Below are 24,752 nucleotides of genomic sequence, written 5' to 3'. Positions count from 1 at the left end.
CTCGAGAGCGAGTCGATTCGCAACCCTTATACATCCTTCCCGATGTATTCAGAAGTGTAGCAGGGCGTTGGTAGTGTAGTGGTATCACGTGACCTTGCCATGGTCACAACCTGGGTTCAAATCCCAGCCAACGCATATTTCTCCGAACAATCACGTGAGGAGAAATATCTGTCTGGGTTTGAATCAGACGAGTCGCAGCACCGAGCGAAGCGAGTGATCGTCTCGGCGTGGTTCAAATCCCAGCCAACGCATTTCTGTCGCGAACAAACTCGTGAGTGACAGCGGTCGTCTGGGTTTGAATTTTACCGAGTTCCGCGAGTTTTGTGAAGCGGGAGCTATCGCTATTTCCGTGAGCTCGAACCGTCTCGTCTCAACACGTCCTCGAGATCCGCTCGTCGGCGACGGGCTCGCCGGTTGGGCCGTCCGGGCCGACCGGTTGCTCGAGACTGTAAATCGTCACCGTCTCGATCCGGTGGGCCGATCGATCGCAGATGTACTCCACGCTGGGTTCGAACTGGCCCGGTTCGGCGGAGCGGATGTTCCCTCCAAATCGTTTCCAGAGGGTGCTGGGGTAGGTTTCGATCGGATCCGGCGGCCGATCCAGCGTGGCAGGCTCGCCCGTCGCGAGGTCGATCCGGTCGCCGGACTCGAGTTCGGCTTCGACGACGTAGCCCCTCGACGCGTCCGGCGGATTCGGCGCGAAGAACACCCAACCGACGTCGTCTATCTCTGCGGTCAGTTCCGGAGCCGGCGAGTCGACGAAACCGGCCTGGACCGTCTGCCAGAGCACCAACGTGAGCAGGAGGGTAGCGAGGACTACCGCGACGCCGACACGGCCGACTCGTCGGAGCGCGGCCGGAACGGTCGCCGAGGGAATCGACGGCAAGGGCGTCGTCGGTCGACGCGGAACGGTGTGTCGGATCCGCGACTCGAGGCCGTCGAGGAACGCTCGCGTCCGACTGCGTTCGACGCGATCCCAGACGCGCGGGGGAAGGAACAACAACAGTCCGCTCACCATGACGAACGGGAACACCCCGATTTCCATCGTCGCTGCCATCCCGAGGTGGCTGCAGACGAAGGCGGCGGCGACCACGGTTCTGCCCCGCCCGGCGAGGACGATCAGGAGCGGCGCGGCCGAGAGCGTTCCGACCCAGGCCCAGTTGACCGCGGTGAGGACGAGCGGAAACCCGGTTAGAAACGGACCCAGCAGGGCGAGAAACTGCTCGAGATGGAAGATCCGCTCGACCGCGACGCCCTCCATCCAGGGCTCGCTCTGAAACTTCAACACCGCGTTCGTCGCGTAGATGAAGACGAGGTGGAGGAGCGCCGTCGCCGTCGCGACGGACACGACTCGAGCACCGCCGTCTGTGCCCCACCACGAACGTCCGCCCGGACCTCGATGCCGACGACGAGCGTCGAGAGACCATCGAGCACTCAGCGGGAGAAACAGTCCCAGAAACAGCAGCGACGTCAGGATCGTATCGCCGCCGTTGAGGACGTGCGGGTTCCTGAGCTGGAGCGAGGCGAGCAACGCGACCGAGACGAGGGTTGCGAGACGGGTCCGATAACCGAGACACAGACAGATCGCGGCGACGGCGGCGATCGCGAAGAGGACCCCCTGCGCCCACGGCGACCCCGACAGCGCGTGGACGGAAACGGATGCGAACGTCGGGTAGGTCTCGGCGAGCGCCGACCGGGGGAACACCCCAGCGTCGGTGTAGAACGGAACGAGCCCCGGAACGCGAAGCAAGAGCAGGTCACCGAGAACGACGAGCCCAATTGCGATTCGAAACGCGGCGAGGGCTCGGAGATCGATTCCGAGCCGCGGCCGTATCACCGATCGGACCGCCGAAATCCAGGATCGAACCGCCGGAGTCGTCGATCGACCCGCCGAACCGGACCCGGTGTCGGCACCACTCGAGCCAGACGGCGGTGATCGATCGGCGACCATCGATGGAGTTTACTCGCTTACGCGGTTGTAAGCCGCTCTATAAGTGTTTTCCCCTCCCCGACGGCTGGGTGCGCCAGCGCGAGATATAACCGTCGACGACGAGAACGTCGCGGTATGCAGGTCGCGATCCTCACGATCGGTGACGAACTGCTCGCGGGCCGAACGACCAACACAAACGCATCGTGGCTCGCCGGGAAGATCACCGATCGCGGCGGAGCGGTTCGTCGCATCTTGACGATTCCTGACGATCGAGCCCTCATCGCAGACGTCGTCGCGGAGTGGAGCGAGCGCTTCGACGCCGTCGTCGTCACCGGCGGTCTCGGCGGCACGCCGGACGACGTGACCCTCGAGGCCGTCGCGGCCGGACTGGAGCGCGATCTCGCCGTCGTCCCGTCGGTCAAAGAGCAACTCCTCGAGAAGGGCCGCGACCTCCGCGAAGAACGGCCCGAGTTCTTCGAGGAGTACGACCTCGAGTTCGACGTCGACGCCGCGGCCTCGCTTCCGGAGGGCGCGAGACCAATCGTGATCGACGACGGCTGGTCGCCGGGTTGTGTGATCGAGAACGTCTACGTCTTCGCCGGGATCCCGGACGAGATGAAGGCCATGTTCGAGACCGTCGAAGCCGAGTTTTCGGGCGAGGTCGTCTCGAAAACCGTCTTCACGCCCGCACCCGAAGGATCGCTTCGAACGGTTCTCGAGGGGGTCGACGAGCGGTTCGACGTCTCCGTCGGAAGCTATCCCCAGAGCGAGGACCGGTTGGGTCGCTTGCGAGTTACAGGAAGCGACGAAGATACCGTCGAAGCGGCCGCAGAGTGGCTCGCAGAGCAAGTCGAAACGAGAGAACCACCCGAATCCAACTGAGTCGATTTCGAGGCACTGAGCAGTCGCATCGGCTGTCGAGTACCGGTGTCGATTAAAAAACAGAGCGCCGTTCGCAACTGCCCGGACAGTCGTTCGCTACTGTCTGAGGATCGTTCGCAACGGCTCAGAACTCAGCGAGGCGACGTTACCGCTCCGGGAACGCGTAGCCGACCTGATACTGGCCGTCGTATCGGACCAACACGTGATTTACGGCGCCGATTTCGTCGACGTCGTCGCCGCTGCGGTCGGTCACGCTCTCGGCGTCGACGGTGAACGAATCGCCGTCTTCGAAGTCGCCGTCGATCTCGTCTCCGAGTGCGAGCGTGTAGGAACCGTTCTCGGCCCAGATTTCGGCCTCGAGATCCGCTGCGGGAAGCGCATCTCCACCGACGTGTTCGACCGTTCCGCCGTCGTACGCGAGATCGATCGACGGTTGCGTTTGCGTTCTTCCGATAGGGGTGTCCGTCTCGGCCCAGACGGCCTCGACGTCCGAGCCAACGGCCACGTCGTCGATCTCGAGCGTCGCACCCGTCGAGACGGTTTCGAACTCGTCGGTCCACTGCGTGTCCGCCGGCTCACCGTCGATCTGGAGTTCGTATTCGGACGCCGAGCGCTCGACGTCGTCCGTCGGCTCCGACTCTGAGTCGGGCGAAATCGGGGCGAAATCGAGCGTCGCCTCGAGGGTTTCGCTGTCATACTCGTACTCGAAGCGGGCTCTCCCCGGCGGATCGGCCTGGTGTTGCCAGATGCTGTCGTCGTAGTCCGTTCCCTTCCAGCCAACGATGACCGTATCGCCAACCTCGACGTCTTCGACCGTCGCGGTATCGCCCTCGGACATTGTTTCGCCGTCCCACGGTTGTGTCGACACCCTCGGTTCGGATCCGTCTTCGTCCAGTCGGTAGATCGGCCGTTCGTCGTAGACGGCAAGGAACACCTCCTCGCCGTCGAGCGAGAAGTCGTCTGCGTACTCGAGGGTGAGTTCGCCGGAATCGATGTCGTATGACGACTCGAACCGGAAATGAGAGAGGATCGTCGTCCTGGACGAACTGCTCCCGAGTTCGTGTTCGTGGGTGAGCGAAACGGACAGGTTCGGTTCGACGTCGTCCATATCGACGACGATCGTGTCGCCTTCCTCGAGTTTGCCGTGTCCGTCGGCCCAGATCTCTCGATCGTACGGTTCGTCGTCGATCTCGAGGGTGAGGTCCTCGATCGGCGTCGGGTCGCCGCGGCCGATTTCGATCTCGAGGAGGTCGTCGTCCTCGATATCGAAGTCGCGTTCGACCTGGAGATAGCCGGGGCTCTCGTGCTCCCTGACCGCCCGTTCTGCGGCGAGATCGCGCGTAACCGTCGTGCTGACGAACGACCCGTCGACCTCGACCGAGGGCTCGCCCGTCGTCGCAGCGTACGCGAACTGGCTCTCGAGCGTTTCGATCAGTTCGTCGGTGGCGTCCGACTCGTCCGCGAGTTCGATCCCGACAGACATCTCCATCGTGTCGGCGTCGATCACGGTCTGGGCGGTGACGGAGTACTCGATATCGACGTCTTCGAACCCGCCTAAAGTCGGTTGTTCGTCGCTTATCTGAACGGACCGTGCGTCGCTCTCTGGGAAGGTAGAGAGTCCCGATTCGATCGCCGACTCGGCCTCGAGGAGTCGATCTGCTTCACCGGCGTTCGCGTCGAACGCCGCCTCCACCGTCTCTCTGTCCGTCGACCCGACGACGACGTCGCCGTCCGACCCAACGACGCCGTCGGATTCGGGTTCGTAGTACTCGTACTCGACTCCGGCGTCAGTTTCGCTCGAGTCGGTCGATTCCGGCAGTTCGATGTCACCGGACAGAACCGTAAGCGGTTGAGAGTACTCGTCGGTGTACGACGTGACGAAGGCGCTTTTCGACACGTTGCTGGCGTCCATTTCTGCCGTGTTGATCGGCGGCGACGGACCGTACGGCTGGTCGGCCTCGCGCATCCGTTCGTAGTTCGTGACGGCCACGCCCATCGAGTCCTCGGCGACGGACGCTGGGAGGTATGCGAGCACGTCGTCGAACGAGGATTCGGTCGTCGTCGATGCCTTCGGGCGGTCGCCGTCCGGCGCGGCGACCGTCGATCCGGTGAGGGTAGCGGCCATAGTCGCACCGATGCCACCAAGAATCGTACGGCGGGGACACTGTTGCATACGACTCCCGATTGTTGTTAGGGGTATAAGTAAATTTTCCTTACTTTCTCACAGTATAACACGTCCGTGATGGACGAATATCGCCAGCTCTGGGCGACCTAGCCGTTCTCGAGTCGCCCGCGTCGGTTGAGACGCTCACGCGATCTGGTCTTCGTACTCGTCGGCAGCGAGCAGCGACTCGAGTTCGTCCGCGTCCGTGGGCTCGATCTCGAGCATCCAGCCGTCGCCGAACGGGTCGTCGTTGACGAGTTCCGGCGCGTCGAACAGGTCGTCGTTGACCGCGACTACCTCACCGCTGACCGGCGCATACAGGTCCGAAACCGCTTTTATCGATTCGACGACGCCGAACTCCTCGTCCTGGCTGACGTCGTCGCCCTCGTCGGGAAGCTCGACGAAGACGACGTCGCCGAGCTCGTCCTGCGCGAAGTCGGTGATACCGACTCGGACGAGGCCGTCCGTCTCGTGAGCCCATTCGTGTGATTCCTGGTACCGTCTGTCCGCTGGAATGTCGAAGTTCATTGTACTGTCTCGATGAAGGGTGTCGTTTCGACCCGCGCTTTCTTTGACTGTCCGCGGACCATCACTCGCAGCGTCGTCCCCGGGTCCGCGTACTCGACCGGAACGTATCCGAGTCCGATCGGAGACTCGAGGGTCGGGCTCATCGTCCCGCTGGTGACCGCGCCGACGACGCGGCTGTCGGTGTTCGTGATATCGTAGCCGTTTCTCGGAACGCCCCGGTCCATCAACTTGAGGCCGACCAGCGTCTCCTCGACGCCCGTTTCGTTGACCTGCGCGAGGGCGTCCCGGCCGACGAACTCGGTCTCGAGCGCGACGGCGAATCCGATGCCGGCCTCGTATGGCGTCCGCGGGTTGGACTCCCGGTCGAACTCCTGGCCCGCGAGGAGGTAGCCGGCCTCGATCCGGAGCGTGTCGCGTGCACCCAGCCCGCAGGGCTGGCAGTCGATCGCCGACCAGACCGACTCGGCGTCGTTCCACGGGACGACGAACTCGAACCCGTCCTCGCCGGTGTACCCCGTTCGGCCCGCCCAGCACTCGACGCCCTCGATCGTGACCGTCTTGGCATCGAACCGCGAGAGAGCATCGATCGACTCGTCTGCGGCGGCGTCGACGAGTTCGGCCGAGTTCGGACCCTGCACCGCGAACATCGCGTACTCGTCGGTCATGTTGTCCACGGTCGCCTCGAGGTCCCACTCGTTTCGGTGGGTGATCCATCGCTCGTGGATCGCCTCGTCGGTGCCCGCGTTCGGAACGAACAGGTACGTCGCCGTTTCGTCCTCGTCGGGCAGCCGGTAGATAACCGTATCGTCGATGATCGTCCCCTCGGTGTCGGTGATGGCCGCGTACTGGGCGTCTCCGACTTCGAGCGCCGCCACGTCGTTCGTTGTGAGTCGCTGCAGGAGCCGGGTCGAGTCGGGGCCGGTGACGTGAATCTCGCCCATGTGCGAGACGTCGAACTTCCCGGCGTCGGTCCGGACGGCGACGTGTTCGTCGCGGATCGAGGAGAACTCGACCGGCATGTCCCAGCCGCCGAACGCTGTAAACTTCGCTCCAGTATCGTCGTGGAGCCCGCGCAGTGGCGGCGTCTGTAGCGGCATAGTCGTGTGGACACCCCCGGGATAGTAATGTCTTTTCGTCGCCGCGCGTGCGAATACACCGCCCGCTGCGGGTACGAACCCGACCTAGTGCCGGCGGCGGCCCTTTCGTCACACCTATTTCGAGACCCCCACTACGAGGCAGTATCTATGTCCGTCTTCGACCGCGTTCGGTCTCGTCTCGAGTCTTCGTCGGAGCCCGCGCCTGAATCTGCGAACGAATCGTCGCCGACCGTCGGGCTCTTCGTCGACGGCCCGAACGTGCTGCGAGATGAGTTCGATGTCGACCTCGACGACGTTCGCGACGCGGCGCTCGAGTACGGACGCGTCGGGATCACCCGGCTCTACCTCGACGAACACGCGACGCCTGGGTTGATCCAGGCCGCAGAGGCTCGAGGGTACGAGGTCGTGGTCACCAGCGGCGACGTCGACGTCAAACTGGCCGTCGATGCGACCGCGTTCGTCGCTGGCGACCCGGTCGACGTCCTCGTCATCGCCTCGCGCGATACGGACTTCAAACCGGTGCTCGAGTACGCTGGGACGGCCGGCATTCGGACGGTCGCACTCGCTCCCGGAAGCCACGGGCGCTCGGATGCACTCCGAAACGCGGCCGACGACGGCGTCACGCTGACGGAGTGAACTCGTCTTCACTGGGTAGAGAGGAGTTTCCGTTAGGCCAGAGATATATAGATCGTCGTTCGTAACTGAGTAGCTACTTATTACTCTCGAAAACCGATCTGAACGATCCGAATACGGTCGGGAGTAGGGCTCTATCTCCGAATAGTGGCGCCCTCTATAGATTGAAATTAGATTTATAGATTAGAATAGATTTATGGTCTCATGTCCGCAACCTCTGCACATGGAGACGCGAAAAGTCCAGGTCACGGGCGGATCGACGTACACGGTATCGCTGCCGAAATCCTGGGCGACCGACAACCAGGTCAGCGCCGGGACGACCGTCGAGTTCTACCCCGAGGACGATTCGCTGCTTTTGACGCCCCAAAGCGACGTCGATAGACAGGAGGGGACCCTCGACGTCTCGAGTCTCGAGGACGACCGACTGACCCGAGCCGTCATGACGATGTACGTCAGCGGCTTCGACCTGATCCGCCTCGAGGCGAACCGGATCACGACCGACCAGCGCCGCGCGATTCGGAACGCGACCCAGAGCCTCGTCGGCGTCGAGGTCCTCGAGGAGACGACCGACAGCGTCGTGATACAGGACCTGCTCGATTCTTCGGAGCTTTCGATCGTCAACGCCGTGACTCGCATGCGCCTGATCGCCTCGTCGATGCTCGAGGACGCTATCACCGCGCTCGTCGAGAACGACGACGACATCGCACGGGACGTGATCGAGCGCGACGACGATGTCGACCGGCTGTGGCTCGTCGTCTCCCGAATTTTCCGCGCGACACTGCGCTCGCCTCGATCGGCCGAGGAACTCGGCGTCCCCCGAGAGGATTGTTTCGACTACCACTCGAGCGCCCGCCAACTCGAGCGGGTCGCGGACCACGCGGTCAAAATCAGTCAGCTCGCACTCAAACTCGAGGAGATCCCGGAGGAGGTCGCGGACGCGCTCGTCGCGCTTCGCGAAGACGCCTTCGACGTGCTCGAGAAGTCCCTCGACGCGCTGTTCGCCGACGACAGCGACGAGGCGAACCGGCTCGGACACGCCGCCCGCGAACGGATTCTCGAGATCGACGAACACACACGAACGATCGACGACATGCTTCGGGACCTAGAGCCCATGCAGGCCCAGTCGCTCGGGCTGATCGTCGACTCGCTCTCGAGAAGCGCCGACTACGGCGGCAACATCGCGGAGACGGCGCTACAGAAGGCAGCACCGAGTCCCTGATCCCGCCGACGTTGGCTTCCAGTGTGGTTTGTTTGGTCCTCCCTCGGAGACCTCGAACCGTTCTCTTTCGCTTGACAGATGCCGTGAAAAGACGCGCTCACGCGCCGATCTGCTCGCCAATTCCGCGAACTTACGCTCGATCCGGTCGGTTGTCGGGAAATAAATGTGAACACCGGCAGATTCATTTCCGTGTGTTGAGTTAGCCGAGCTATGGTCGAAACACTACTGCACGCTGGGCAAGGACACGTCAACCTCCTGTGGATACTCGTTCCGAGCTACCTGACGTTTATGCTCGGTATCGGCGTCGGGGTGTACTCCGATCGACTCCGCGAGCTCGTCACCGGGCGGGAGGCGGAAGCGGCCGAGTAACGGCGTTCGGCTCGAGGGCTATGGAACCTGACCGATTTGAATCGCTCGATTTATCGTCGATACTGAGACGCTGTTTTCGCCGTTTAATTCGTGTGAGACGCTCGATTTCGTAGAAGCACCCGGAGTTACACATCGATACTAGCAAGTTATCAGTCCGCTCGAGCGCTCGGAGGATTTCGATTCGCGTTTTGACAGCACTAGTTCGACCGTCGCTACACCGGTTCGGCTTTCGAAGCTACAGAGCGATCGCTCCCGGTCGTCGCACGCGGTCGTCCGAAAGAAACGAAATCGGCGTTAGTCGAGAAGAACGGCGTTGACCTGGCCGGTCTGTCCCGGACGGGAGGTGACTCGAGCGGTGCCTTCGTCGGTGTCGATGACCGCGCCCTTCGTGATGATGTTCCGTCGGACGTAGTTGGGGTTCGCGTCGTTTTCGACGACGTCGTTGATCTCGGTCGTGACCGTTTCGCCGCCGTCGTTGACGTTCGCGACGTTCGTCGCGAGTGCGCGGGTCTTCTCGCCGTTCCCTCGGACGTCGATGGTTCGGTAACGCGGCTCGCCGACCTCGGTCTCGGTCGGCAGGCGACCGAGTTCGTGCTTTCGTCGGTTTCGGATGTGCTTGAGTCGTCCGCCGGTTCGCTTGCGAGTAGAACGGCCCTGATCTTGCATACCCGTTGAAACTCCGGGCGGATACTTGAATGCAACCTTTTCGCCCGGCAGGTTCGATCCGGCGGGCCGGAGTGGCGGTTTCTCCGTTCGAGCGTCGCCCACGCCATCGCGGATCCGGTGGCCGTCTTCACGACGAATACGCTCGTCTACCTCCTCTCCGCGGCGATCATCTGTACGGGAATCGGCAGCTGGGGCTTTCGCCACTGGCGAGAGTTCGCCCGCGTCGAACCCTTCGAGTCAGCGGACTCACTCGAGTGAAAAATCGCGCTCGTCGGTCGTCGACTACTCCTGCTGGGCGTCGACGACGGCCACGCCGGCCAGATTGACGATGTCTTTGACCTCGTCGCCCCGCTGGAGGACGTGAACCGGTTTGTCCATCCCGGTCAGCATCGGGCCGATGGCGTCGGCACCGCCGAGGCGCTGGAGCAGTTTGTAGCCGATGTTACCCGACTCGAGGTTCGGGAAGACGAGCACGTTCGCCGGTTCCTCGAGCTCCGAGAACCCGTACGTTCCCTCGAGGATGTCCTCGACGACGGCCGTGTCGGCCTGCATCTCGCCGTCGACTGGGAAGTCGACTTCGGGATCGTCCTGCAGTTTCTGGGCCGCTTTGCGCGGTTTGACGGTGCCTTCGTTCGTGACGCTGCCGAAGTTCGAGTACGAGAGCAGTGCGGCGCGGGGCTCGACGTTGAACCGTCGCGCGAGTTTGCCGGTCTGTCTGGTCACCTCGGCGAGAACGTCCTCGTCGGGCGACTGATTGACCGTCGCGTCGGCGATGAAGATCACGCGGTTCTTGAACGTGAGCATGTAGACGCCGGCGGCGTACTCGACGTCCTCGGCGGTGCCGATGACCTGCAGCGGCGGGCGAAGCGCCGAGGGATAGTGATGCGAGAGCCCCGTGAGGAAGGCGTCCGCGTCGCCTTCTTCGACCATCACGCTCCCGAAGTAGTTCGTGTCGCGGCGGACGAGTTCGCCCGCTTCCGTTCGGGTGATCCCCTTGCGTTTTCGGAGCTCGTGCAGCCGTTCGGCGTACCGTTCGTAATCGCCCGCGTCCGGGTCGGCAACCTGCGGTTCGAAGTCCAACCCGAGGTTCGCCGCGGTCGATTTGATCTCGGTCTCGTCGCCGATGAGGATCGGCAGGGCGATGCCCTGTTCCTGGAGCTGGTAGGCCGCCCGGATCATCTTCTCGTTTTCGCCCTCGGCGAGCGCGACCGTCTTCGGGTCGGTCTTTGCCTTGTTGAGGACGACGCGCATCATCTCGCGAGACTTGCCGAGTCTGGCCTCGAGTTGCTCTTCGTACTCGTCGATATCGATCTCCGTGCGGGCGGCTCCGGACTCGATCGCGGCCTCCGCGACGGCGGGGGCGATCCGGAACAGCACGCGCGGATCGACCGGTTTGGGGATGATGTACTCGGAGCCGTACTGGATCGGGTCGTCGCCGTAGGCTTTGACGACCGCGTCGGGGACGTCCTGGCGAGCCAGATCCGCCAGCGCCTCGGCGGCGGCGACTTTCATGTCCTCGTTGATCTCGGTCGCGCGGACGTCGAGTGCGCCCCGGAAGATGAACGGGAACCCGAGGACGTTGTTGACCTGATTTGGGTAGTCCGAGCGACCCGTGGCCATGATGACGGTGTCGTCTCGAGCCTCCTTGGCCTCGGCGTAGCCGATTTCGGGGTCGGGGTTGGCCATCGCGAAGATGATCGGATCCTCGGCCATCGAGCGAACCATATCCTGGGAGACGATGTCGGCGACCGAGAGCCCGACGAAGGCGTCTGCGCCCTCCATCGCGTCCGAGAGGTCGCCCTCGGGCACGTCGCGCGCGAACTCACGTTTGTACTCGTTGATGTCGTCGGCCGTCGCGCGGGCCTCCGTGATGATTCCCGAGGAATCACACATGACGATGTTCTCCGGTTTCGCCCCGAGCGAGACGTAAAACTTTGCGGTCGCGAGCGCGCTCGCGCCGGCCCCCGAGAAGACGATCTTCATGTCCTCGATCTCCTTGTCGGCGATGTCGGCCGCATTGAGCAATGCGGCCCCGGAGATGATCGCCGTGCCGTGCTGGTCGTCGTGGAAGACGGGAATGTCCATCTCCTCGCGCAGGCGCTCTTCGATGACGAAACAGCCGGGGGCTTTGATGTCCTCTAGGTTGATCCCGCCGAAAGTCGGCTCCATCATCTTCGCGGCCTCGATTATCTTCTCGGGGTCCGCGTCGTCGAGTTCGATGTCGAAAACGTCGATGTCCGCGAACCGCTTGAAGAGAACGCCCTTTCCTTCCATGACCGGCTTCGACGCCTGCGCACCGATATCACCGAGTCCGAGCACCGCGGAACCGTTCGAGAGGACGCCGACGAGGTTCCCCTTCGCGGTGTACTGGAAGGCCTCGGACTCGTCCTCGTCGATCTCGAGACACGGGGCGGCGACGCCGGGCGAGTACGCGAGCGAGAGATCCCGCTGCGTATTCGTCGGTTTCGTCGTCGAAATCTCGAGTTTTCCCGGCGGATCGATGCGATGGTACTCCAGTGCGTCCTCGTCTAGTCCCATAGGTGGATCACTAACGTGGACCACTAAAAACAATGCGAAGGCGCAGTTCGACTATCGACGAATTATCTGTCCGTTCGCGCCCGACACGACCCGGTTCGACGATTCGACCCTTTTATACGGCCCGCGACAGTCCAATCGGATATGGATGTCGCGCTTGGTGGGACGTTCGACCCCGTTCACGACGGCCACCGACGGCTGTTCGAACGGGCGTTCGAACTCGGCGACGTGACCGTCGGGCTGACGAGTGACGACCTCGCGCCGAAGACCCGCCACGAGGATCGACCCGTCCGATCGTTCGATCGACGGAAAGATCGACTCGAGGACGAACTCGAGCCGTTCGCCGAGGAGCACGATCGATCGTTCGAAGTCCGCCCGCTCACGGAGCCGACCGGCATCGCCACCGAGCCACCGTTCGATTACCTCGTCGTTTCGCCGGAAACCGTCGATGGGGGCGAGAAAATAAACGAAATTCGGCGAGATCGAGACCTCGACCCGCTCGAGGTGGTCGTCGTCCCGCACCTGCGAGCCGAAGACGGGGACATCATCTCGAGTACGCGGATCGTCAACGACGAGATCGACGAGCACGGGAACGTGCTCGACGAAGGCGGCCAATAGCCCTCGGGCGTGAGACGCTGTTTCACTCACCGTCTTCGAGGCGTTCGTACCGGTTCTTACCGCTGGATACCGTTTCATCACCGTAGCTGGCACTTACGAGGCGTAGACGCGAAGAAATCGATCGATGGCAATTATTGCGCGACCTTACCACCGAGGCGGCTCGAGTCCAGCCGTCTCGAGGAGGTCCTTCCAGCGCTGTTGAATCGATAACCGCGAGACGTCGGCGGCGTCGGCGACCGTCCCCTGCGTGCGACCGTCGCCGGCGACCAACGAGCCGGCGTAGACGCTCGCAGCCAGGACGGCGCGCTTCGACCGGTCCGATTCCGGAACGTCAGTGAGAAAGAGGTCGCTGGCGTACGAGCGAGCGTCACTCGAGAGGTCGAGCCGATCCGCGACGATCTCGAGTTCCTCGAGCCAGGGCTCGTGTTCGATGCGGTCGCGAGCGCTGTGCATACGTCATCTGTTCGCCGGAACAGGGATAAATCCACGGACGGCGTCCGCTCCGCCGCCGCTCGTAAACTCGCCCGGGTGTCGCCTACTCGAAGTTACGGACGCCGTGAAGGGTCTCTGGGAATGGATACTCACCGCAATAGGTGGCTGTATCGGGCAACGTTCAGCTACGAACGACTAGTAAAACTGGCCGTTTGGGTGCGATCGTATAGGTCACGATTACTAAAGCCGGATACACGGCAAGGTACAATCGACGCCCGTCGCTCTCCCGCGACCCGCGTCTCACCATGAGTACCGAACCAACTTGCAAACTCGTCTGTACCGGCTGCGGCCTCGAGATGCCCTACCGAGACCGATCGCTGGCCGAACAGGCGGCGGAGCTACACCAGTTGCGGGATTCGGAGCACGTGACCTTCATCGTTCCACCGGATTGGTCTCCCGAAGAGCCGCTGATTCACGACTGATCGGGATCGGCAACCGGAGACTCGATGGGATCGACAGGTTCTTACTCGAATCGTGGGAACGGTAGCCTGCGCGCGGGTAGCCAAGCTAGGCCAACGGCGCAGCGCTTAGGACGCTGTCCCGTAGGGGTCCGCCGGTTCGAATCCGGTCCCGCGCACTGAACGAGTTTTCGAGCGCAGCGAGAAAACGAGTGAAGGAGCAGGAGCGGATTCGCGGCCCAGAGGACGAGCGAAGCGAAGTCCTCGCGGTTCGAATCCGGTCCCGCGCATGCTTCTCCGAGCAATTTCGCGAGGAGAAGCATCGCCAATACGGATTCGAAGTAGAGAAGTCGCGCGCAGCGTAGCGAGCACGTCTTCGCGTGGTTCGAATCCGGTCCCGCGCATTGTCCGCGAACAAATCCGCGAGCGGCAGCAATCGAATGACCGGTTCGAGACAGACGGGTCACAGCCCGGAATGGCCGAGCGAAGCGAGGCCACAAGCCCGGACCGTCTCGGCGAGATTTGAATCCGGTCCCCGCGCCACATTCTCGAGCGATACGCATCGCCAGAGCCATCACACCGGTGGCAAACACAGCCAGTGCCCTCGGGTAGTCTCAAACTCGAGAGTTTCACGGACGGACAGACGGTGAGGCGAGTGAACCGTCGTCTGCTGGTTCGAGTAGGTCCCGTCACGCTGTCGGCGAGTCAAACAGAGTCAAATACCTCCTCGCCAACGATAGCGTATGGAGCAGCGACGACTCGGTTCGACGGATCTGGACGTAACGGAAGTCGGCCTCGGCACGTGGAACATCGGCTCCGACTGGGGCGAAGTCTCGAGCGAGGAGGCCCGAACGGCAGTCCGGACGGCCCTCGAGGAGGGCGTGACCTTCCTCGATACCGCGGACGTCTACGGCGATGGCGCGAGCGAGCAGTATATCGCCGACGTACTCGAGGAGTGGGACGACTCCGAGGACGTGACCGTAGCGACCAAAGTCGGCCGTCGGATCGATCCCCACGAGGCCGCGGGCTACACCGCCGAGACCCTCGAGGAACACGTCGACCGGTCGCGGGAAAATCTGGGTGCGGACACGCTCGATCTGGTCCAGCTACACTGCCCGCCGACGCCGGCGTACTATCAGCCGCGCGTGTTCGACGCGATGGAGGCGCTCGTCGAGGACGGGAAAATCGACTACGTCGGCGTGAGCGTCGAGAAGGTCGAGGAGGCGCTGAAAGCGATCGAGTACCCCTGCGTCGAGACGATCCAGATCATCTTCAACCCGCTCCGACAGCGCCCCGCGGAGCTGTTCTTCGAGGAGGCCAAACGGCGCGATATCGGGGTTATCGTCCGCGTGCCGCTGGCGTCCGGACTGTTGACCGGCGCGCTCTCGGCGGAGACGGAGTTCGACGAGAGCGATCACCGAAACTTCAACCGCGAGGGCGAGGCGTTCGACCGCGGCGAGACCTTCAGCGGGCTTCCGTTCGAGCGAGGGCTCGAGGCCGTCGATCGGATCGAAGACCACGTGCCGGCCGGAATGACGACCGCGCAGTTTTCCCTGCGCTGGATCCTCGACCACGACGCCGTCTCGACGGTGATTCCCGGCTCGAGTTCGCCCGAGCACATTCGGGACAACGTCGCGGTGTCGTCGCTCGACTCGCTTTCGAACCAGACGCACGGCGCCGTTCGCGACGTCTACGAACGGACGGTCTACGAGCACGTCCACCAGCAGTGGTAACTCGGGACCGCAGAATCGAGTGAAACGCGACCGAAATCGGTTATCGTCTCTCGGCGTACTCGTCGGAATCGACCGGCTCCTGGCCTATCTCGTCGGATATTCCGGTACCACTCGCGCCGTTCGAGCCGTCGTCGCTCGAGGAACGCCTGTCATCGCCGCGATCACCGCCGTCGCGGTCACCGCCGTTGGAGATCGAATCGCCCTCGTCCGACCTACGATCATCGCCAGCCGTCCCTGCGCCAGCGAGCGTGTGCGGGTCCGCCGGTTCGTCGCTGTGTCTGGTGTCGTCCCGCTCGAACGCGTAGAGGATCGGTCCCAGGAGGAGGATGACGAGCAGTCCGGGAATCGGCACCGACGGCACGAACATGAAGAGTCCGAGGCCCGTCATTCCCGTCAGGAACATGACCACGGCCCAGACCGGCGGCCAGGCGACGCCAACCCGTCTCGCGTCCCAGTAGACGAGCACCGAGAGGGCACCGATCACGACGGGACCGAGCGCCGCGATGATGAGATCGATCATACAAAACGATTGCGTGCGGCCGGGAAAAAGGGTTCTGAGATCGGTTCGCTCGAGCGCCGACCCCGTCTCGAAATCGGCTAGTTTGGGCTGCTGTCCGCATCCACTACCGATCACTCCAAGCCTGGAACGCCGTCGGCCTCGAGGGACTCGAGGAGTCGAACCGTCGCGAGCCCGCCAGCGATGAGACAAAAGCTCGCTCCGGCGATCATCGCGATGGCTTCCGGATTGCCTGTCGAAAGCACGATCAGTGACGCCGCTCCGAGGGCGAGCGAGATCGCGAGCAGCAACTCGAGGGATCGATCGCGAATCGTCGACCAAGTCGACGGCGGCACGAGCCGCTCCGATCGATACGTGTGGACCATACGGAATACTGTTGGATGTCCATCATAAGTGTTTTCCGCGGTTTCTCGATACGCAACTCCGCCCGGAACGTATGTCGACTATTCTCACCCGTTCAAGCCCACAACGTTTATTCGATCACGAACGACTTCTAGGAGTAATGGACGGACTTGACGACGTGTTCGGGGACATCTTCTCGGGTGTCGATGCCGTCGTGCTCTTCGGGCCGAGCGGGTCGTACTACGAGCGCTTTTCGTCGATCGATGACGTGGACGTCATCGTCGTCGGCACGGAAAACGTCGTGAGTGCGGAGACGTTCGTCGAACTGCCACTCGAGTTCGAAGACGTCACGGAGCGGATCGCCTTCGGTCTCGAGGGCGCGTTAGAACAGGGAATCATCGAGGACGGCGACGTCCTCGCGTGTGCGACGAGCGTCTTCAGCGACGGTATCGACACCGTCTCGCGCGTCCGAGCGGACGCGGACTCGAAGATGGGTATCTACGACCTGTTTTCGCGGTCGCGCGCGGATCCGGAAGTGATCAAAGCGGTGCTCGAGCTGGCGGTCGAACTCGGCAAGAAAGGCCAGAAGGGCAAACCCGTCGGCGCGTTGTTCGTCGTCGGCGACGCCGGTAAGGTGATGAACAAGTCCCGGCCGCTCTCGTACAACCCCTTCGAGAAGTCCCACGTCCACGTCGGCGACCCGATCGTGAGCGTGATGCTAAAGGAGTTCTCCCGTCTCGACGGCGCGTTCGTCATCTCCGATTCGGGCAAGATCGTCTCGGCCTACCGGTACCTCGAGCCGTCGGCGGAGGGCGTCGACATCCCGAAAGGACTCGGAGCCAGACACATGGCGGGCGGGGCGATCACCAGGGACACGAACGCGATCGCGATCGCGCTTTCCGAAAGCGACGGCATGGTACGGGCGTTCAAAGGTGGCGAGTTGCTGATCGAGGTCGATCCGGAGGCGTACTGATATGGAGTTGCAGACGTTCGTCGACGAGCCGGCGATCATCGCCGTCGCAGTGCTCGCGCTCGGTCTCGTCGTCGGCTACCTCGTCGGCAAACTCAACAAGGAACTGCTCGGGGCGGCGGGCGTCACCGACGCCGTCGAAGGAACCCCGTTCGAGCGGACGGCACAGAGCCTCGGCACGTCGACGGTCGAGATCGTCGCGCGGATCAGTTCGTGGTTTATCTACGGCATCTCGGTCCTCACCGCGATCCACATCGCCGAACTGCTCTCGACCGACGCGTTCTGGGCGAGCATCATTCGATTCATTCCGCAGGTCTTTATCGCCGTCTTCGTGCTGATTCTCGGATTCATCGTCGCCGACAAGGCCGAGTTGGTCGTCAGCGAATACCTCCGCGGCGTCAAACTCCCGGAGGTTTCCATCATTCCGAAGGTCGTGAAGTACTCAGTGCTGTACATCGCCTTCATCATCGCGCTGGACCAGATCGGCGTGCACGTCTTCGCCCTGCTCATCCTGCTCGCCGTCTACACCGTCGGAATCGTCATCGTCGGCGGGTACGCGTTCAAAGATTTCCTCGTCTCGAGCGCCGCGGGTATCTACCTCCTGTTGAACCAACCCTACAGCATCGGCGACCGGGTGCGGATCGGCGACCAGTCCGGTATCGTCCAGGAGGTCGATCTGTTCGTCACGAAGATCGAAGACGACTCCGAGGAGTTCATCGTGCCGAACAGGCGCGTGTTCGAGGAAGGCGTCGTCCGAATCCGGGGCTGAGCCCGCCGAGAAGAACGCTACTTTTCCGCACTCGAGATCACTCGGATCCGAGATCACTCGAGGCTGAGCCCCGCGTGCCACCGATCCGCACCGGCCTCGCGTTTCACCGCGTCCATTTTCGCCAGCAGATGCGTCGCCAGCGAGGCTGTCTCGGCGGATCTGGACTCGCCTTCGGTTCGGAACTCGCCGGTCTCCCGGTTGGCGTAGACCGAACAGACGGCTCCGGCGCGGAGCCCGTAAATCGAGGCGATCGTCATGATCGCGCTGGCTTCCATCTCGATGTTTTTCACGTTCGCTTCCCGGAGTTCGTCGACTAACTCCGTCGAGCCGGCGGCTTCGAAGCCCTCGAACCCCGGCCGGCCCTGTCCCGGGTAGAAGGCGTCGGCGCTCATCGTGACGCCGGTGTGGTAGTCGTAGCCGAGTCGCTCCGCGGCGGCGACGAGCGCGCAGACGACCTCGTAGTCGGCGCTCGCGGGATAGTCCTCGCGGACGTACTCGTCGCTGGTGCCCTCCTGGCGAACGCCACCCGTCGTGATTACCAAGTCGCCGACCGCCATCTCTTCCTGTAACGCGCCGCAGGAACCGACGCGAATGAACGTCTCCGCGCCGACGCGGGCGAGTTCCTCGACCGCGATCGCCGCCGACGGCCCGCCGATCCCCGTCGAGGTCACCGAAATCGGCGTCTCCTCGTAGGTGCCGGTCGCGGTCCGGTACTCCCGGTGGGACGCCTGCTCCTCGTACTCGTCCCAGTGGGCGACGATCTTGTCGATCCGCTCTGGATTTCCCGGGAGTAAAACGGTGTCGGCGACGTCCGCTGGTCCGACCTCGAGGTGGTACTGTCGGTCCGCGTTCGGATCCTCGCTGTGACCTGCCATGAGGTTCGTGTGGTTCGATCTGGCGGCGTATATAAATGCCGGGAGGCCCAATCGGGCGTATGGCCAGCGGTCACCTCGCGGACACGTACGTCGCCGCGTTGCAACACGACCTCGAGGAACTCGACCCCGAAACGACGCGCGTCGGCGTGGTCAGAAACCCCACGGGCTGGTTTCACGCCGCCGTCGACGAGAACGTCCCCGAACTCGGGCCGCCTGAACCGCTGCTCGAGTCGGCCAAATCCGCCGAGGAGGCGCTGAAGATGCGCGGCTTTTGCGGGGAGGGCGCACACAACGCCGCCTGGGAAGAGGTCGGCTTCGAGGAGACCTATCGCTCGCATCTCGAGGAATCGGCGAGCGCACAGGACGCACTCGAGAGCCTCGAGGAACGACTCGAGGGCGGCGAGTCACTCGCGCTCGTCTGCTTCGAGAACACGGCGAAAAAACGGTGTCACCGGACGATTCTGCGGGAGTACCTCGAGGACCCATGACGAGACCAGTCCGGTTCATGTCACTCTCCGGCCTGTCACTCGAGCGTCTCTTCGGTGATCGTGTCGGGGAGCAACTCGCCTAAGGTGTACTCGGTCGTCGACTCGCCCTCGTCACAGATCACGCGAAGGTCGTCTCCACAGAACTCGGCGAGCGTCTGTCGGCACATTCCACAGGGGGTAACGCCGTCGCGCCGGCTCGAGCTGACGGCGATGCGTTCGAACTCGGTCGCGCCGTTTTTGATCGCCTCGGCGATAGCGACCTCCTCGGCGTGGAGGCTGTTGCTGTAGTTCGCGTTCTCGATGTTACAGCCGACGTAGATGTCTCCCGTCGCGGTCTCGAGGGCCGCACCGACCCGATACTCGGAGTAGGGGACGTGCGACGCCGACTGGATGTCGCGTGCCATCTCGACAAGTGTTTCCTCGTCCATAGCGACAGATACCGCGACTGTCGGCAAGAAAGCACCGACCGGCCGAATCGTCGATCAGGTCGATACCTGCGCTCGGCACAGAGGTCGGCGAGACGCTGGATTGCGTACGGTCCAGAGGCAGTTCGGGTGAGATCGAATCGCCCCGCCCGGAGAGAGTAGTCCTAGTAGGAGCGGAGTAATACTAATTAGGTATTACCGTATAGGTATACACGGATATGCCTCGCGTCACCACCAAAGGGCAGGTCACCATCCCGAAGGAGATTCGGGATCGCCTGGGAATCAGGCCGGGTGACGAAGTGTCCTTCGAGCAGACCGGCTCCGGATACGAGATTCGGAAAGAAGAGCCGACTACGACGGAGGGGACGGACCCCTTCAAAAAATACCGTGGCGCCGCCGAGAGCGACGAGTCCATGCCCGAACGGATGCGCCGACTCCGCGGCGAATACCCGCGCGAGAGCAGCGAGGCGGCGGATGGGAATCGTTCCGATTCGAACGACGACGAAACCACGACGAGGGAGCCGTGATAACGGCGGTCGATACGAACGTCCTCCTCGCGCTTTTGTACGACGACGCGCACACCGATACCGCCGAAGCGGAACTTCGACGCGCATATCGGGAGGGGCGAGTCGTCATTACGTCGATCGTCTACGCCGAACTCGCAGCCGATGGTCATTTCGAGACCGCAGCCGAACTGAATCATTTCCTCGAGGACTTGAGTATCCGGCTCGTCGAACCTTCTCAAGAGGCACTCCTCGAGGCGGGACAGCAGTTCGAACGGTACACGGATCGACGGCCGAACGGTCTCCAGTGTCCATCCTGTGGAGAGAAACGGACCGTCCGATGCGAGCAATGTGACGAACGTCTCGCGTCCCGTCAGCACATCGCCGCTGATTTCCTCATCGGCGGGCACGCGACCATCGATGCCGATACCCTGCTCAGTTTCGATACCGGTTTCTATCGGAGCTATTTTTCGGAACTCTCGGTCTCTCCGCAGTGAAACCGGCGTTATCGTACACCGTGTGAGCGACAGGCTGGTGAAAGCAACCGCTCCTCGACGATCTCAGTCCGCGTTCGCGATCGCCGTCTCGACGACTTCGCGCGTCTCTTCGACCAGCCGATCGACCGTCTCGCTTTCGGCGTAGATTCGAACGTACGGTTCGGTGCCGCTCGGGCGAACGAGCACCCACGAGGCGTCGGAGAACTCGAGGCGAACGCCGTAGTCCGTGTCGACCTCGGCGTCCGGGAACGCGTCCGGCAGCGCGGTCTCGAGGGCGTCCATCGCCGACTCTTTTACCGCCTCGGGACAGTCGACGCTCACCTTCTGGTAGGGTCGTTCGGTAACGGGGTCGCGAAGTGCGTCGGTGCCGCCCGCTTCGCGGGTCAGCGCAGCGATGATGCCGGCGCTCGCGACGCCGTCGATCCAGCCGCCAAAGCGGGTGTGGATGTGTTTCCACGGCTCGGCCGCGAAGACGACCTCCGTGTCTGTGTCACCCTCCTCGCGTTCGCAGGCGATCCCTTCGTGGAGCGAGCCCAGCCGAACGCGTTCGACGCGGCCGCCCACGGCGCGAACCCGCTCGTCGATCCGCGCGGAGGCGTTCGGCGTCGTCACCACGACGGGGTCCGGACTGTCCGCCCGCCGTGTGTAGTGGGCCGCGGCGACCGCCAGAATCGTATCCTCGTGGATCACCTCGCCATCTGGGCCCAAGACGACGAACCGGTCGGCGTCACCGTCCTGCGCGATTCCGAGGTCGAACGACCCGGACTCGAGAAACGCCGAGAGGTCGGTGAGCGTCTCGGGCGTGGGTTTGCTCTCTCGAGCCGAGAAGTGGCCGTCGACGGTGGCGTTTATCGCGGCGACGCGAGCGCCGAGGCGCTCGAGGATCTGGGGCGTCGCGAGCGCCCCGACGCCGCCGCCGCAGTCGACGGCGATCGAAAGTCCCTCGAGTGGCCGTGATTCTGCTGGGGAGGCTTCAGCGCTGTCGGCGTCCGACAGGGTCGGGAACTGCTCGCCGACGTAGGCCACGACCGCGTCTCGGTACACCTCGAGTATCTCGAGGGACGCCGATTTGCCCCACTCGTCCCACTGTGCCAATTCGGACGCGTCGACGGCCGCTTCGATCGCCAGTTCGGCGTCGCGGTCGTACTCGACGCCGTCTGCGAACAGTTTGATTCCGTTGTCTTCCGGGGGGTTGTGACTCGCCGTCAACATTACACCGCGGCGTCCCCGCGAGGCGAACGCGAGCGCCGGCGTCGGGACCTGCCCGAGACGCAGTACGTCGGCGCCCGCGCTCTCGAGGCCAGCTTCCATCGCGGCGGCGAGCGCGGGGCCCGTTTCGCGCCCGTCGCGTCCGACGACGAACGTCTCGCCCGGTTCGCCGGCGGCCTGTCCCACCGACAGCGCCAGCGCCGGTCGGACGGCGTCCTCGACCGGCCCGCGTATCCCCGCCGTCCCGAACAGCGTCATGGCCGACCGTTTCGCGAGCAGATACTTATGTATTGATAGCTCGACACCGCGGACCGAGTCACCGTCCCGATCCGATCAGACGTGGGGCCGGGCCCGATGTCTCCGGACTGTCTCGTCGGAGGTCGCGTCGTCGGAGAAAAGACACCGTCGTTTCGGGTTAGTTGCGTCGCAACTGGCGACGCCATTGCGCTTACAGTCGGGTTTCGGCCCGGATCGCCGGTTGACTAGTCGACCCGTCACTCCGCCGGGGGGAACTCGTCGATGAGGACGACGGCTTCCCCCTCGACGACGGTCTCGTCAGCGTCCTCGTCGCGAACGAGCGTCTCGAGTCGATACTGGTCGTCGCCGAGGGCATCGACGATTTCGACGCGCGCGGAGACGCGGTCGCCGATCTCGACCGGTCCCCGGAACTCGAGGTCCTGTGAGAGGTAGATCGTGAGCCCGGGGAGTCGGGCGAGCGCGGCGCTGATGAGTCCGGAGACGAGGGTTCCGTGGACGATGCGGTTCCCGAAGCGCGTCTCGGCTGCGAACTCGTCGTCGAGGTGGAGGCGGTTCGTATCGCCGCTGCTGTGGGCGAACGCTCGCACGTCTTCGTCCGTGAGCGTTTTCTCGAACGTGACGGTGTCGCCGACGGTGATGTGGGACGGGTCGTCGACGGTGCGTTCGAACTCCCAGTCGAGGTCCGAGTAGTCGACGGACGGGATCGTCGCTGGGATGATGTCTGTGGACGCGCCGGCGGACTCCGAACCGTCCGAGTGCCGGTCGGCTGCCGGCGTCCGACTCGAGTCGTCGTTGGACTCGGTCGCTTCCATCGCCGGAACCATCGCGGAGACCGCAGCGCGGTTGGCCGCAGCCGTGGTCCGAATGATGCTCTGGGTCATCGCCGACCAGGCGTCGGTCATGGCGGAAAAGTCCGATTTCCCCGAATTCTGTTGGGACATTTGATACGATTTCCGTACGTGCGTCGCGGTTAAGTCTCCTTTGGCTCCAGCCGGAATCGTTTTAACAACTCGAGAATCGGAATCACGGCGCATTTCAGAACATCTGTGTCGCATTTAGGATTTCGGACGCGTCGATATCGATGTCGAATTGTGAATTTCCGGACCGTATATGAACAACTAGCTACCCTAAAAGGTAGTAGATGTATTCTAATGGTATCAGATGGTGACTAGCGGAAACCCTTATTAGGAGTCGGATCGTTCGTACGGATGATGACGGACGACTCCGACCGATCACCGTGGTTCCCGCCCGCGATGTTTACAGAGCAGATGCAGGAAGCCGGTGAGCAGGTCGCACAATCCCAGCAGGAGATGCTGAAACAGATGATGCAGGCCGGTACGGCGAACCCGCTCGAGGGAATGTCGTCGCTCGGTCCGATGAACATGGGCACGGCGACGTTCAAGGCCCGTGTCCAGAGCGGCGGCCGAGTCAGCATTCCCGGCCCCGAACGCGACGCCCTTGATATCGAAGAAGGAGACATCGTGCAGACGATCGTCGTCCCCGTCAAACGCGACCGAGAGGACGAATAACATGACACAGAACCCACTCACTCACCTGTTCGACGCACAGCGCACCGCAGTGAAACAGAGCCAGACGCTCACCCACGACGCCGTCGAAGCCCAGAAACAGTCGATCGAAGCCTTCGCCACCGTCGTCGACACCTCGAGTTCCGCGCTCGAGCGAAACGCCGACGTGACGAGCGGTGCGATCCACGCGTGGCTCGACGCCGTCGAGGCGTCACTTCCGGAGGACGCCGCCGACGTCGACGAACTCCGCGCGCTCGTCGACGAAGGCTTCGAGAACGCGACCGAAGCGCAGACAGAGACCCTCGAGACCTTCCAGGACGCCATCGAGGACTCCGCCGAAGCCTACGACGAGTTCGCAGACAGCTACACCGACGCCGTCGATAGCTCCTTCGACGCGTTCCTCGACGCCCACGAGCAGGCCGAAGCCAACGTCACGGCCGTCGCCGAGAACGTCGAAGATGCCGCCGAGAAGTTCGACGCCGGCGCGTAGTCCCGAAACGCTTTCACGCTCCAACGATCAATTTTATTCATGACAGACCCAGCATCCCAGATGCACGACTGGAACGCCGCGGCCGAGCAGTGGAACGAACAGTTTCTCGAGGCGCTCGAGCAGAACATGGAAGCCCAGGCCCAGTTCGTCGAGAGTTGGTCGGAGACGGTCGGCGAAGCCACCGAGGAGAACGACATCTCCGAGGGCGTCGAGGGCTACGCTCGAGCCTACGAGACGTGGATGGACGCCTCCCAGCAGATGGTCGAGCGGATGAACGACCAGTTCGAGGGCGAGGACGTCGACATCGAGGAGTTCCGCGACATCTGGCTCAACACGGCCAACGACGCGTTCAAGGACGTGATGTCCACGACGGCGTTCGCCAAGATGACCGGCGAAACCGTCGGCGACGTGCTCGAGGCCCAACAGCAGGCCGACGAAGCCGCCGAAACGACGCTACGAACGCTCGGGTTCGCGACCGAGAGCGACGTGGTCGAAGTCGGCGACCGCCTCGTCGAACTCGAGCGACGCCAACACGCCGTCGAGCGGAAGCTCGATCGAGTCCTCGAGCACCTCGAAGACGAATCCGGGGACTGATCGAGCGACCGGAACTCAGCCACCA

At 63.2% G+C, this 24,752-nt stretch carries 29 protein-coding genes and 2 tRNA genes; 18 read left to right on the top strand and 13 right to left on the bottom strand.

Annotated features, from left to right (window positions below):
- Positions 1 to 64 precede the first annotated feature (64 nt).
- Positions 65 to 135, top strand: a tRNA-Gly gene (locus tag BM348_RS05335).
- Between the two features lie 235 nt (positions 136 to 370).
- On the opposite strand, the gene BM348_RS05330 is transcribed toward BM348_RS05335, so the two are convergent.
- Entirely contained in the window at positions 371 to 1,951 is a 1,581-nt protein-coding gene (locus tag BM348_RS05330; RefSeq protein WP_092902690.1) for an HTTM domain-containing protein, read from the bottom strand.
- A gap of 114 nt (positions 1,952 to 2,065) precedes the next feature.
- Between BM348_RS05330 and BM348_RS05325 the strand changes: the two genes are divergently transcribed.
- Positions 2,066 to 2,812, top strand: a complete 747-nt coding sequence (locus tag BM348_RS05325; protein WP_092902688.1) for a competence/damage-inducible protein A — start codon at positions 2,066 to 2,068, stop codon at positions 2,810 to 2,812.
- A gap of 145 nt (positions 2,813 to 2,957) precedes the next feature.
- On the opposite strand, the gene BM348_RS05320 is transcribed toward BM348_RS05325, so the two are convergent.
- From BM348_RS05320 to gcvT, 3 genes are all read right to left on the bottom strand, one after another.
- Positions 2,958 to 4,937 (bottom strand): hypothetical protein, encoded by a 1,980-nt coding sequence (locus BM348_RS05320; protein WP_245779393.1) that lies wholly within the window; start codon positions 4,935 to 4,937, stop codon positions 2,958 to 2,960.
- Positions 4,938 to 5,120: 183 nt separating this feature from the next.
- Complete coding sequence (gcvH, locus tag BM348_RS05315) at positions 5,121 to 5,504, bottom strand: glycine cleavage system protein GcvH (RefSeq protein WP_092902685.1); 384 nt, start codon at positions 5,502 to 5,504, stop codon at positions 5,121 to 5,123.
- Positions 5,501 to 6,601, bottom strand: a complete 1,101-nt coding sequence (gene gcvT, locus BM348_RS05310) for a glycine cleavage system aminomethyltransferase GcvT (RefSeq protein ID WP_092902683.1) — start codon at positions 6,599 to 6,601, stop codon at positions 5,501 to 5,503. The genes gcvH and gcvT overlap by 4 nt, the downstream gene beginning before the upstream one ends.
- A 147-nt stretch (positions 6,602 to 6,748) precedes the next feature.
- Between gcvT and BM348_RS05305 the strand changes: the two genes are divergently transcribed.
- From BM348_RS05305 to BM348_RS21155, 3 genes are all read left to right on the top strand, one after another.
- Positions 6,749 to 7,237, top strand: coding sequence for an NYN domain-containing protein (locus BM348_RS05305; RefSeq protein ID WP_092902681.1), 489 nt, complete (start codon positions 6,749 to 6,751; stop codon positions 7,235 to 7,237).
- 220 nt (positions 7,238 to 7,457) lie between these two features.
- The gene (locus BM348_RS05300) at positions 7,458 to 8,453 is read left to right on the top strand and encodes a phosphate uptake regulator PhoU (RefSeq protein ID WP_092902679.1); all 996 of its coding nucleotides are present in this window, start codon (positions 7,458 to 7,460) and stop codon (positions 8,451 to 8,453) included.
- Between the two features lie 210 nt (positions 8,454 to 8,663).
- On the top strand, positions 8,664 to 8,822 hold the full coding sequence (locus BM348_RS21155; RefSeq protein ID WP_175507112.1) for a hypothetical protein: 159 nt from the start codon (positions 8,664 to 8,666) through the stop codon (positions 8,820 to 8,822).
- A gap of 294 nt (positions 8,823 to 9,116) precedes the next feature.
- Here the strand turns inward: BM348_RS21155 and BM348_RS05295 are convergent, their stop codons facing one another.
- On the bottom strand, positions 9,117 to 9,488 hold the full coding sequence (locus BM348_RS05295; protein WP_092903633.1) for a 30S ribosomal protein S8e: 372 nt from the start codon (positions 9,486 to 9,488) through the stop codon (positions 9,117 to 9,119).
- A gap of 117 nt (positions 9,489 to 9,605) precedes the next feature.
- Between BM348_RS05295 and BM348_RS21150 the strand changes: the two genes are divergently transcribed.
- Positions 9,606 to 9,746: a hypothetical protein gene (locus BM348_RS21150; RefSeq protein WP_175507111.1), complete on the top strand. Its 141-nt coding sequence runs from the start codon at positions 9,606 to 9,608 to the stop codon at positions 9,744 to 9,746.
- Positions 9,747 to 9,770: 24 nt separating this feature from the next.
- Here BM348_RS21150 and BM348_RS05290 read toward each other — a convergent pair whose 3' ends face one another.
- Positions 9,771 to 12,026 carry an NADP-dependent malic enzyme gene (locus BM348_RS05290; protein WP_092902677.1) on the bottom strand — a complete coding sequence of 752 codons (2,256 nt, stop codon included), beginning with the start codon at positions 12,024 to 12,026 and terminating at the stop codon, positions 9,771 to 9,773.
- Between the two features lie 141 nt (positions 12,027 to 12,167).
- On the opposite strand from BM348_RS05290, the gene BM348_RS05285 reads away from it, so the two are divergent.
- Positions 12,168 to 12,641 carry a phosphopantetheine adenylyltransferase gene (locus BM348_RS05285; RefSeq protein WP_092902675.1) on the top strand — a complete coding sequence of 158 codons (474 nt, stop codon included), beginning with the start codon at positions 12,168 to 12,170 and terminating at the stop codon, positions 12,639 to 12,641.
- 144 nt (positions 12,642 to 12,785) lie between these two features.
- On the opposite strand, the gene BM348_RS05280 is transcribed toward BM348_RS05285, so the two are convergent.
- Entirely contained in the window at positions 12,786 to 13,094 is a 309-nt protein-coding gene (locus BM348_RS05280) for a cyclin (RefSeq protein ID WP_092902673.1), read from the bottom strand.
- Between the two features lie 284 nt (positions 13,095 to 13,378).
- Between BM348_RS05280 and BM348_RS21145 the strand changes: the two genes are divergently transcribed.
- The 3 genes from BM348_RS21145 (at position 13,379) to BM348_RS05270 (ending at position 15,264) form a co-directional block, all read left to right on the top strand.
- The gene (locus tag BM348_RS21145; protein WP_175507110.1) at positions 13,379 to 13,555 is read left to right on the top strand and encodes a hypothetical protein; all 177 of its coding nucleotides are present in this window, start codon (positions 13,379 to 13,381) and stop codon (positions 13,553 to 13,555) included.
- Positions 13,556 to 13,625: 70 nt separating this feature from the next.
- A tRNA-Leu gene (locus BM348_RS05275) sits at positions 13,626 to 13,710 on the top strand.
- A 564-nt stretch (positions 13,711 to 14,274) separates the two neighbouring features.
- Positions 14,275 to 15,264 carry an aldo/keto reductase gene (locus BM348_RS05270; RefSeq protein WP_092902671.1) on the top strand — a complete coding sequence of 330 codons (990 nt, stop codon included), beginning with the start codon at positions 14,275 to 14,277 and terminating at the stop codon, positions 15,262 to 15,264.
- Positions 15,265 to 15,304: 40 nt separating this feature from the next.
- Here the strand turns inward: BM348_RS05270 and BM348_RS21140 are convergent, their stop codons facing one another.
- Positions 15,305 to 15,784: a hypothetical protein gene (locus BM348_RS21140; protein ID WP_175507109.1), complete on the bottom strand. Its 480-nt coding sequence runs from the start codon at positions 15,782 to 15,784 to the stop codon at positions 15,305 to 15,307.
- Between the two features lie 110 nt (positions 15,785 to 15,894).
- Complete coding sequence (locus BM348_RS05260; protein WP_092902669.1) at positions 15,895 to 16,146, bottom strand: hypothetical protein; 252 nt, start codon at positions 16,144 to 16,146, stop codon at positions 15,895 to 15,897.
- Positions 16,147 to 16,283: 137 nt separating this feature from the next.
- Here BM348_RS05260 and dacZ point away from each other — a divergent pair, with 137 nt between their 5' ends.
- Both dacZ and BM348_RS05250 read left to right on the top strand, forming a co-directional pair.
- On the top strand, positions 16,284 to 17,096 hold the full coding sequence (dacZ, locus tag BM348_RS05255) for a diadenylate cyclase DacZ (protein WP_092902667.1): 813 nt from the start codon (positions 16,284 to 16,286) through the stop codon (positions 17,094 to 17,096).
- 1 nt (position 17,097) lies between these two features.
- A complete protein-coding gene (locus tag BM348_RS05250; RefSeq protein WP_092902665.1) occupies positions 17,098 to 17,862 on the top strand; it encodes a mechanosensitive ion channel domain-containing protein in 765 nt (254 codons plus the stop codon).
- A gap of 53 nt (positions 17,863 to 17,915) precedes the next feature.
- Here BM348_RS05250 and BM348_RS05245 read toward each other — a convergent pair whose 3' ends face one another.
- Positions 17,916 to 18,737, bottom strand: a complete 822-nt coding sequence (locus BM348_RS05245) for a nucleoside phosphorylase (protein WP_092902663.1) — start codon at positions 18,735 to 18,737, stop codon at positions 17,916 to 17,918.
- A 59-nt stretch (positions 18,738 to 18,796) separates the two neighbouring features.
- Between BM348_RS05245 and BM348_RS05240 the strand changes: the two genes are divergently transcribed.
- Positions 18,797 to 19,225, top strand: a complete 429-nt coding sequence (locus BM348_RS05240; RefSeq protein ID WP_092902661.1) for a DUF488 domain-containing protein — start codon at positions 18,797 to 18,799, stop codon at positions 19,223 to 19,225.
- Between the two features lie 35 nt (positions 19,226 to 19,260).
- On the opposite strand, the gene cdd is transcribed toward BM348_RS05240, so the two are convergent.
- The gene (gene cdd, locus BM348_RS05235; protein ID WP_092902658.1) at positions 19,261 to 19,653 is read right to left on the bottom strand and encodes a cytidine deaminase; all 393 of its coding nucleotides are present in this window, start codon (positions 19,651 to 19,653) and stop codon (positions 19,261 to 19,263) included.
- A gap of 215 nt (positions 19,654 to 19,868) precedes the next feature.
- Between cdd and BM348_RS05230 the strand changes: the two genes are divergently transcribed.
- Together BM348_RS05230 and BM348_RS05225 are read left to right on the top strand one after the other, a co-directional pair.
- A complete protein-coding gene (locus tag BM348_RS05230; RefSeq protein WP_092902656.1) occupies positions 19,869 to 20,177 on the top strand; it encodes an AbrB/MazE/SpoVT family DNA-binding domain-containing protein in 309 nt (102 codons plus the stop codon).
- Positions 20,174 to 20,650, top strand: coding sequence for a type II toxin-antitoxin system VapC family toxin (locus BM348_RS05225; protein WP_092902654.1), 477 nt, complete (start codon positions 20,174 to 20,176; stop codon positions 20,648 to 20,650). Before BM348_RS05230 ends, BM348_RS05225 begins: the two co-directional genes overlap by 4 nt.
- Positions 20,651 to 20,713: 63 nt before the next feature.
- On the opposite strand, the gene BM348_RS05220 is transcribed toward BM348_RS05225, so the two are convergent.
- Both BM348_RS05220 and BM348_RS05215 read right to left on the bottom strand, forming a co-directional pair.
- Entirely contained in the window at positions 20,714 to 22,117 is a 1,404-nt protein-coding gene (locus tag BM348_RS05220; protein ID WP_092902652.1) for a phosphomannomutase, read from the bottom strand.
- Between the two features lie 236 nt (positions 22,118 to 22,353).
- A complete protein-coding gene (locus BM348_RS05215) occupies positions 22,354 to 23,058 on the bottom strand; it encodes a MaoC family dehydratase (protein WP_092902650.1) in 705 nt (234 codons plus the stop codon).
- A 270-nt stretch (positions 23,059 to 23,328) separates the two neighbouring features.
- Here BM348_RS05215 and BM348_RS05210 point away from each other — a divergent pair, with 270 nt between their 5' ends.
- From BM348_RS05210 to BM348_RS05200, 3 genes are read left to right on the top strand one after another with little or no spacing between them, the layout of a single operon-like run.
- Positions 23,329 to 23,646 carry an AbrB/MazE/SpoVT family DNA-binding domain-containing protein gene (locus BM348_RS05210; protein ID WP_050049697.1) on the top strand — a complete coding sequence of 106 codons (318 nt, stop codon included), beginning with the start codon at positions 23,329 to 23,331 and terminating at the stop codon, positions 23,644 to 23,646.
- A gap of 1 nt (position 23,647) precedes the next feature.
- Complete coding sequence (locus tag BM348_RS05205; RefSeq protein WP_092902648.1) at positions 23,648 to 24,133, top strand: hypothetical protein; 486 nt, start codon at positions 23,648 to 23,650, stop codon at positions 24,131 to 24,133.
- A 39-nt stretch (positions 24,134 to 24,172) separates the two neighbouring features.
- Positions 24,173 to 24,727, top strand: a complete 555-nt coding sequence (locus tag BM348_RS05200; RefSeq protein ID WP_050049699.1) for a poly(R)-hydroxyalkanoic acid synthase subunit PhaE — start codon at positions 24,173 to 24,175, stop codon at positions 24,725 to 24,727.
- The last annotated feature ends 25 nt before the right edge of the window (positions 24,728 to 24,752 follow it).

The organism is Halostagnicola kamekurae (assembly GCF_900116205.1).
In the GTDB taxonomy this organism is placed as follows: domain Archaea; phylum Halobacteriota; class Halobacteria; order Halobacteriales; family Natrialbaceae; genus Halostagnicola; species Halostagnicola kamekurae.
This window is presented reverse-complemented; position numbering and strand designations above follow the sequence as displayed.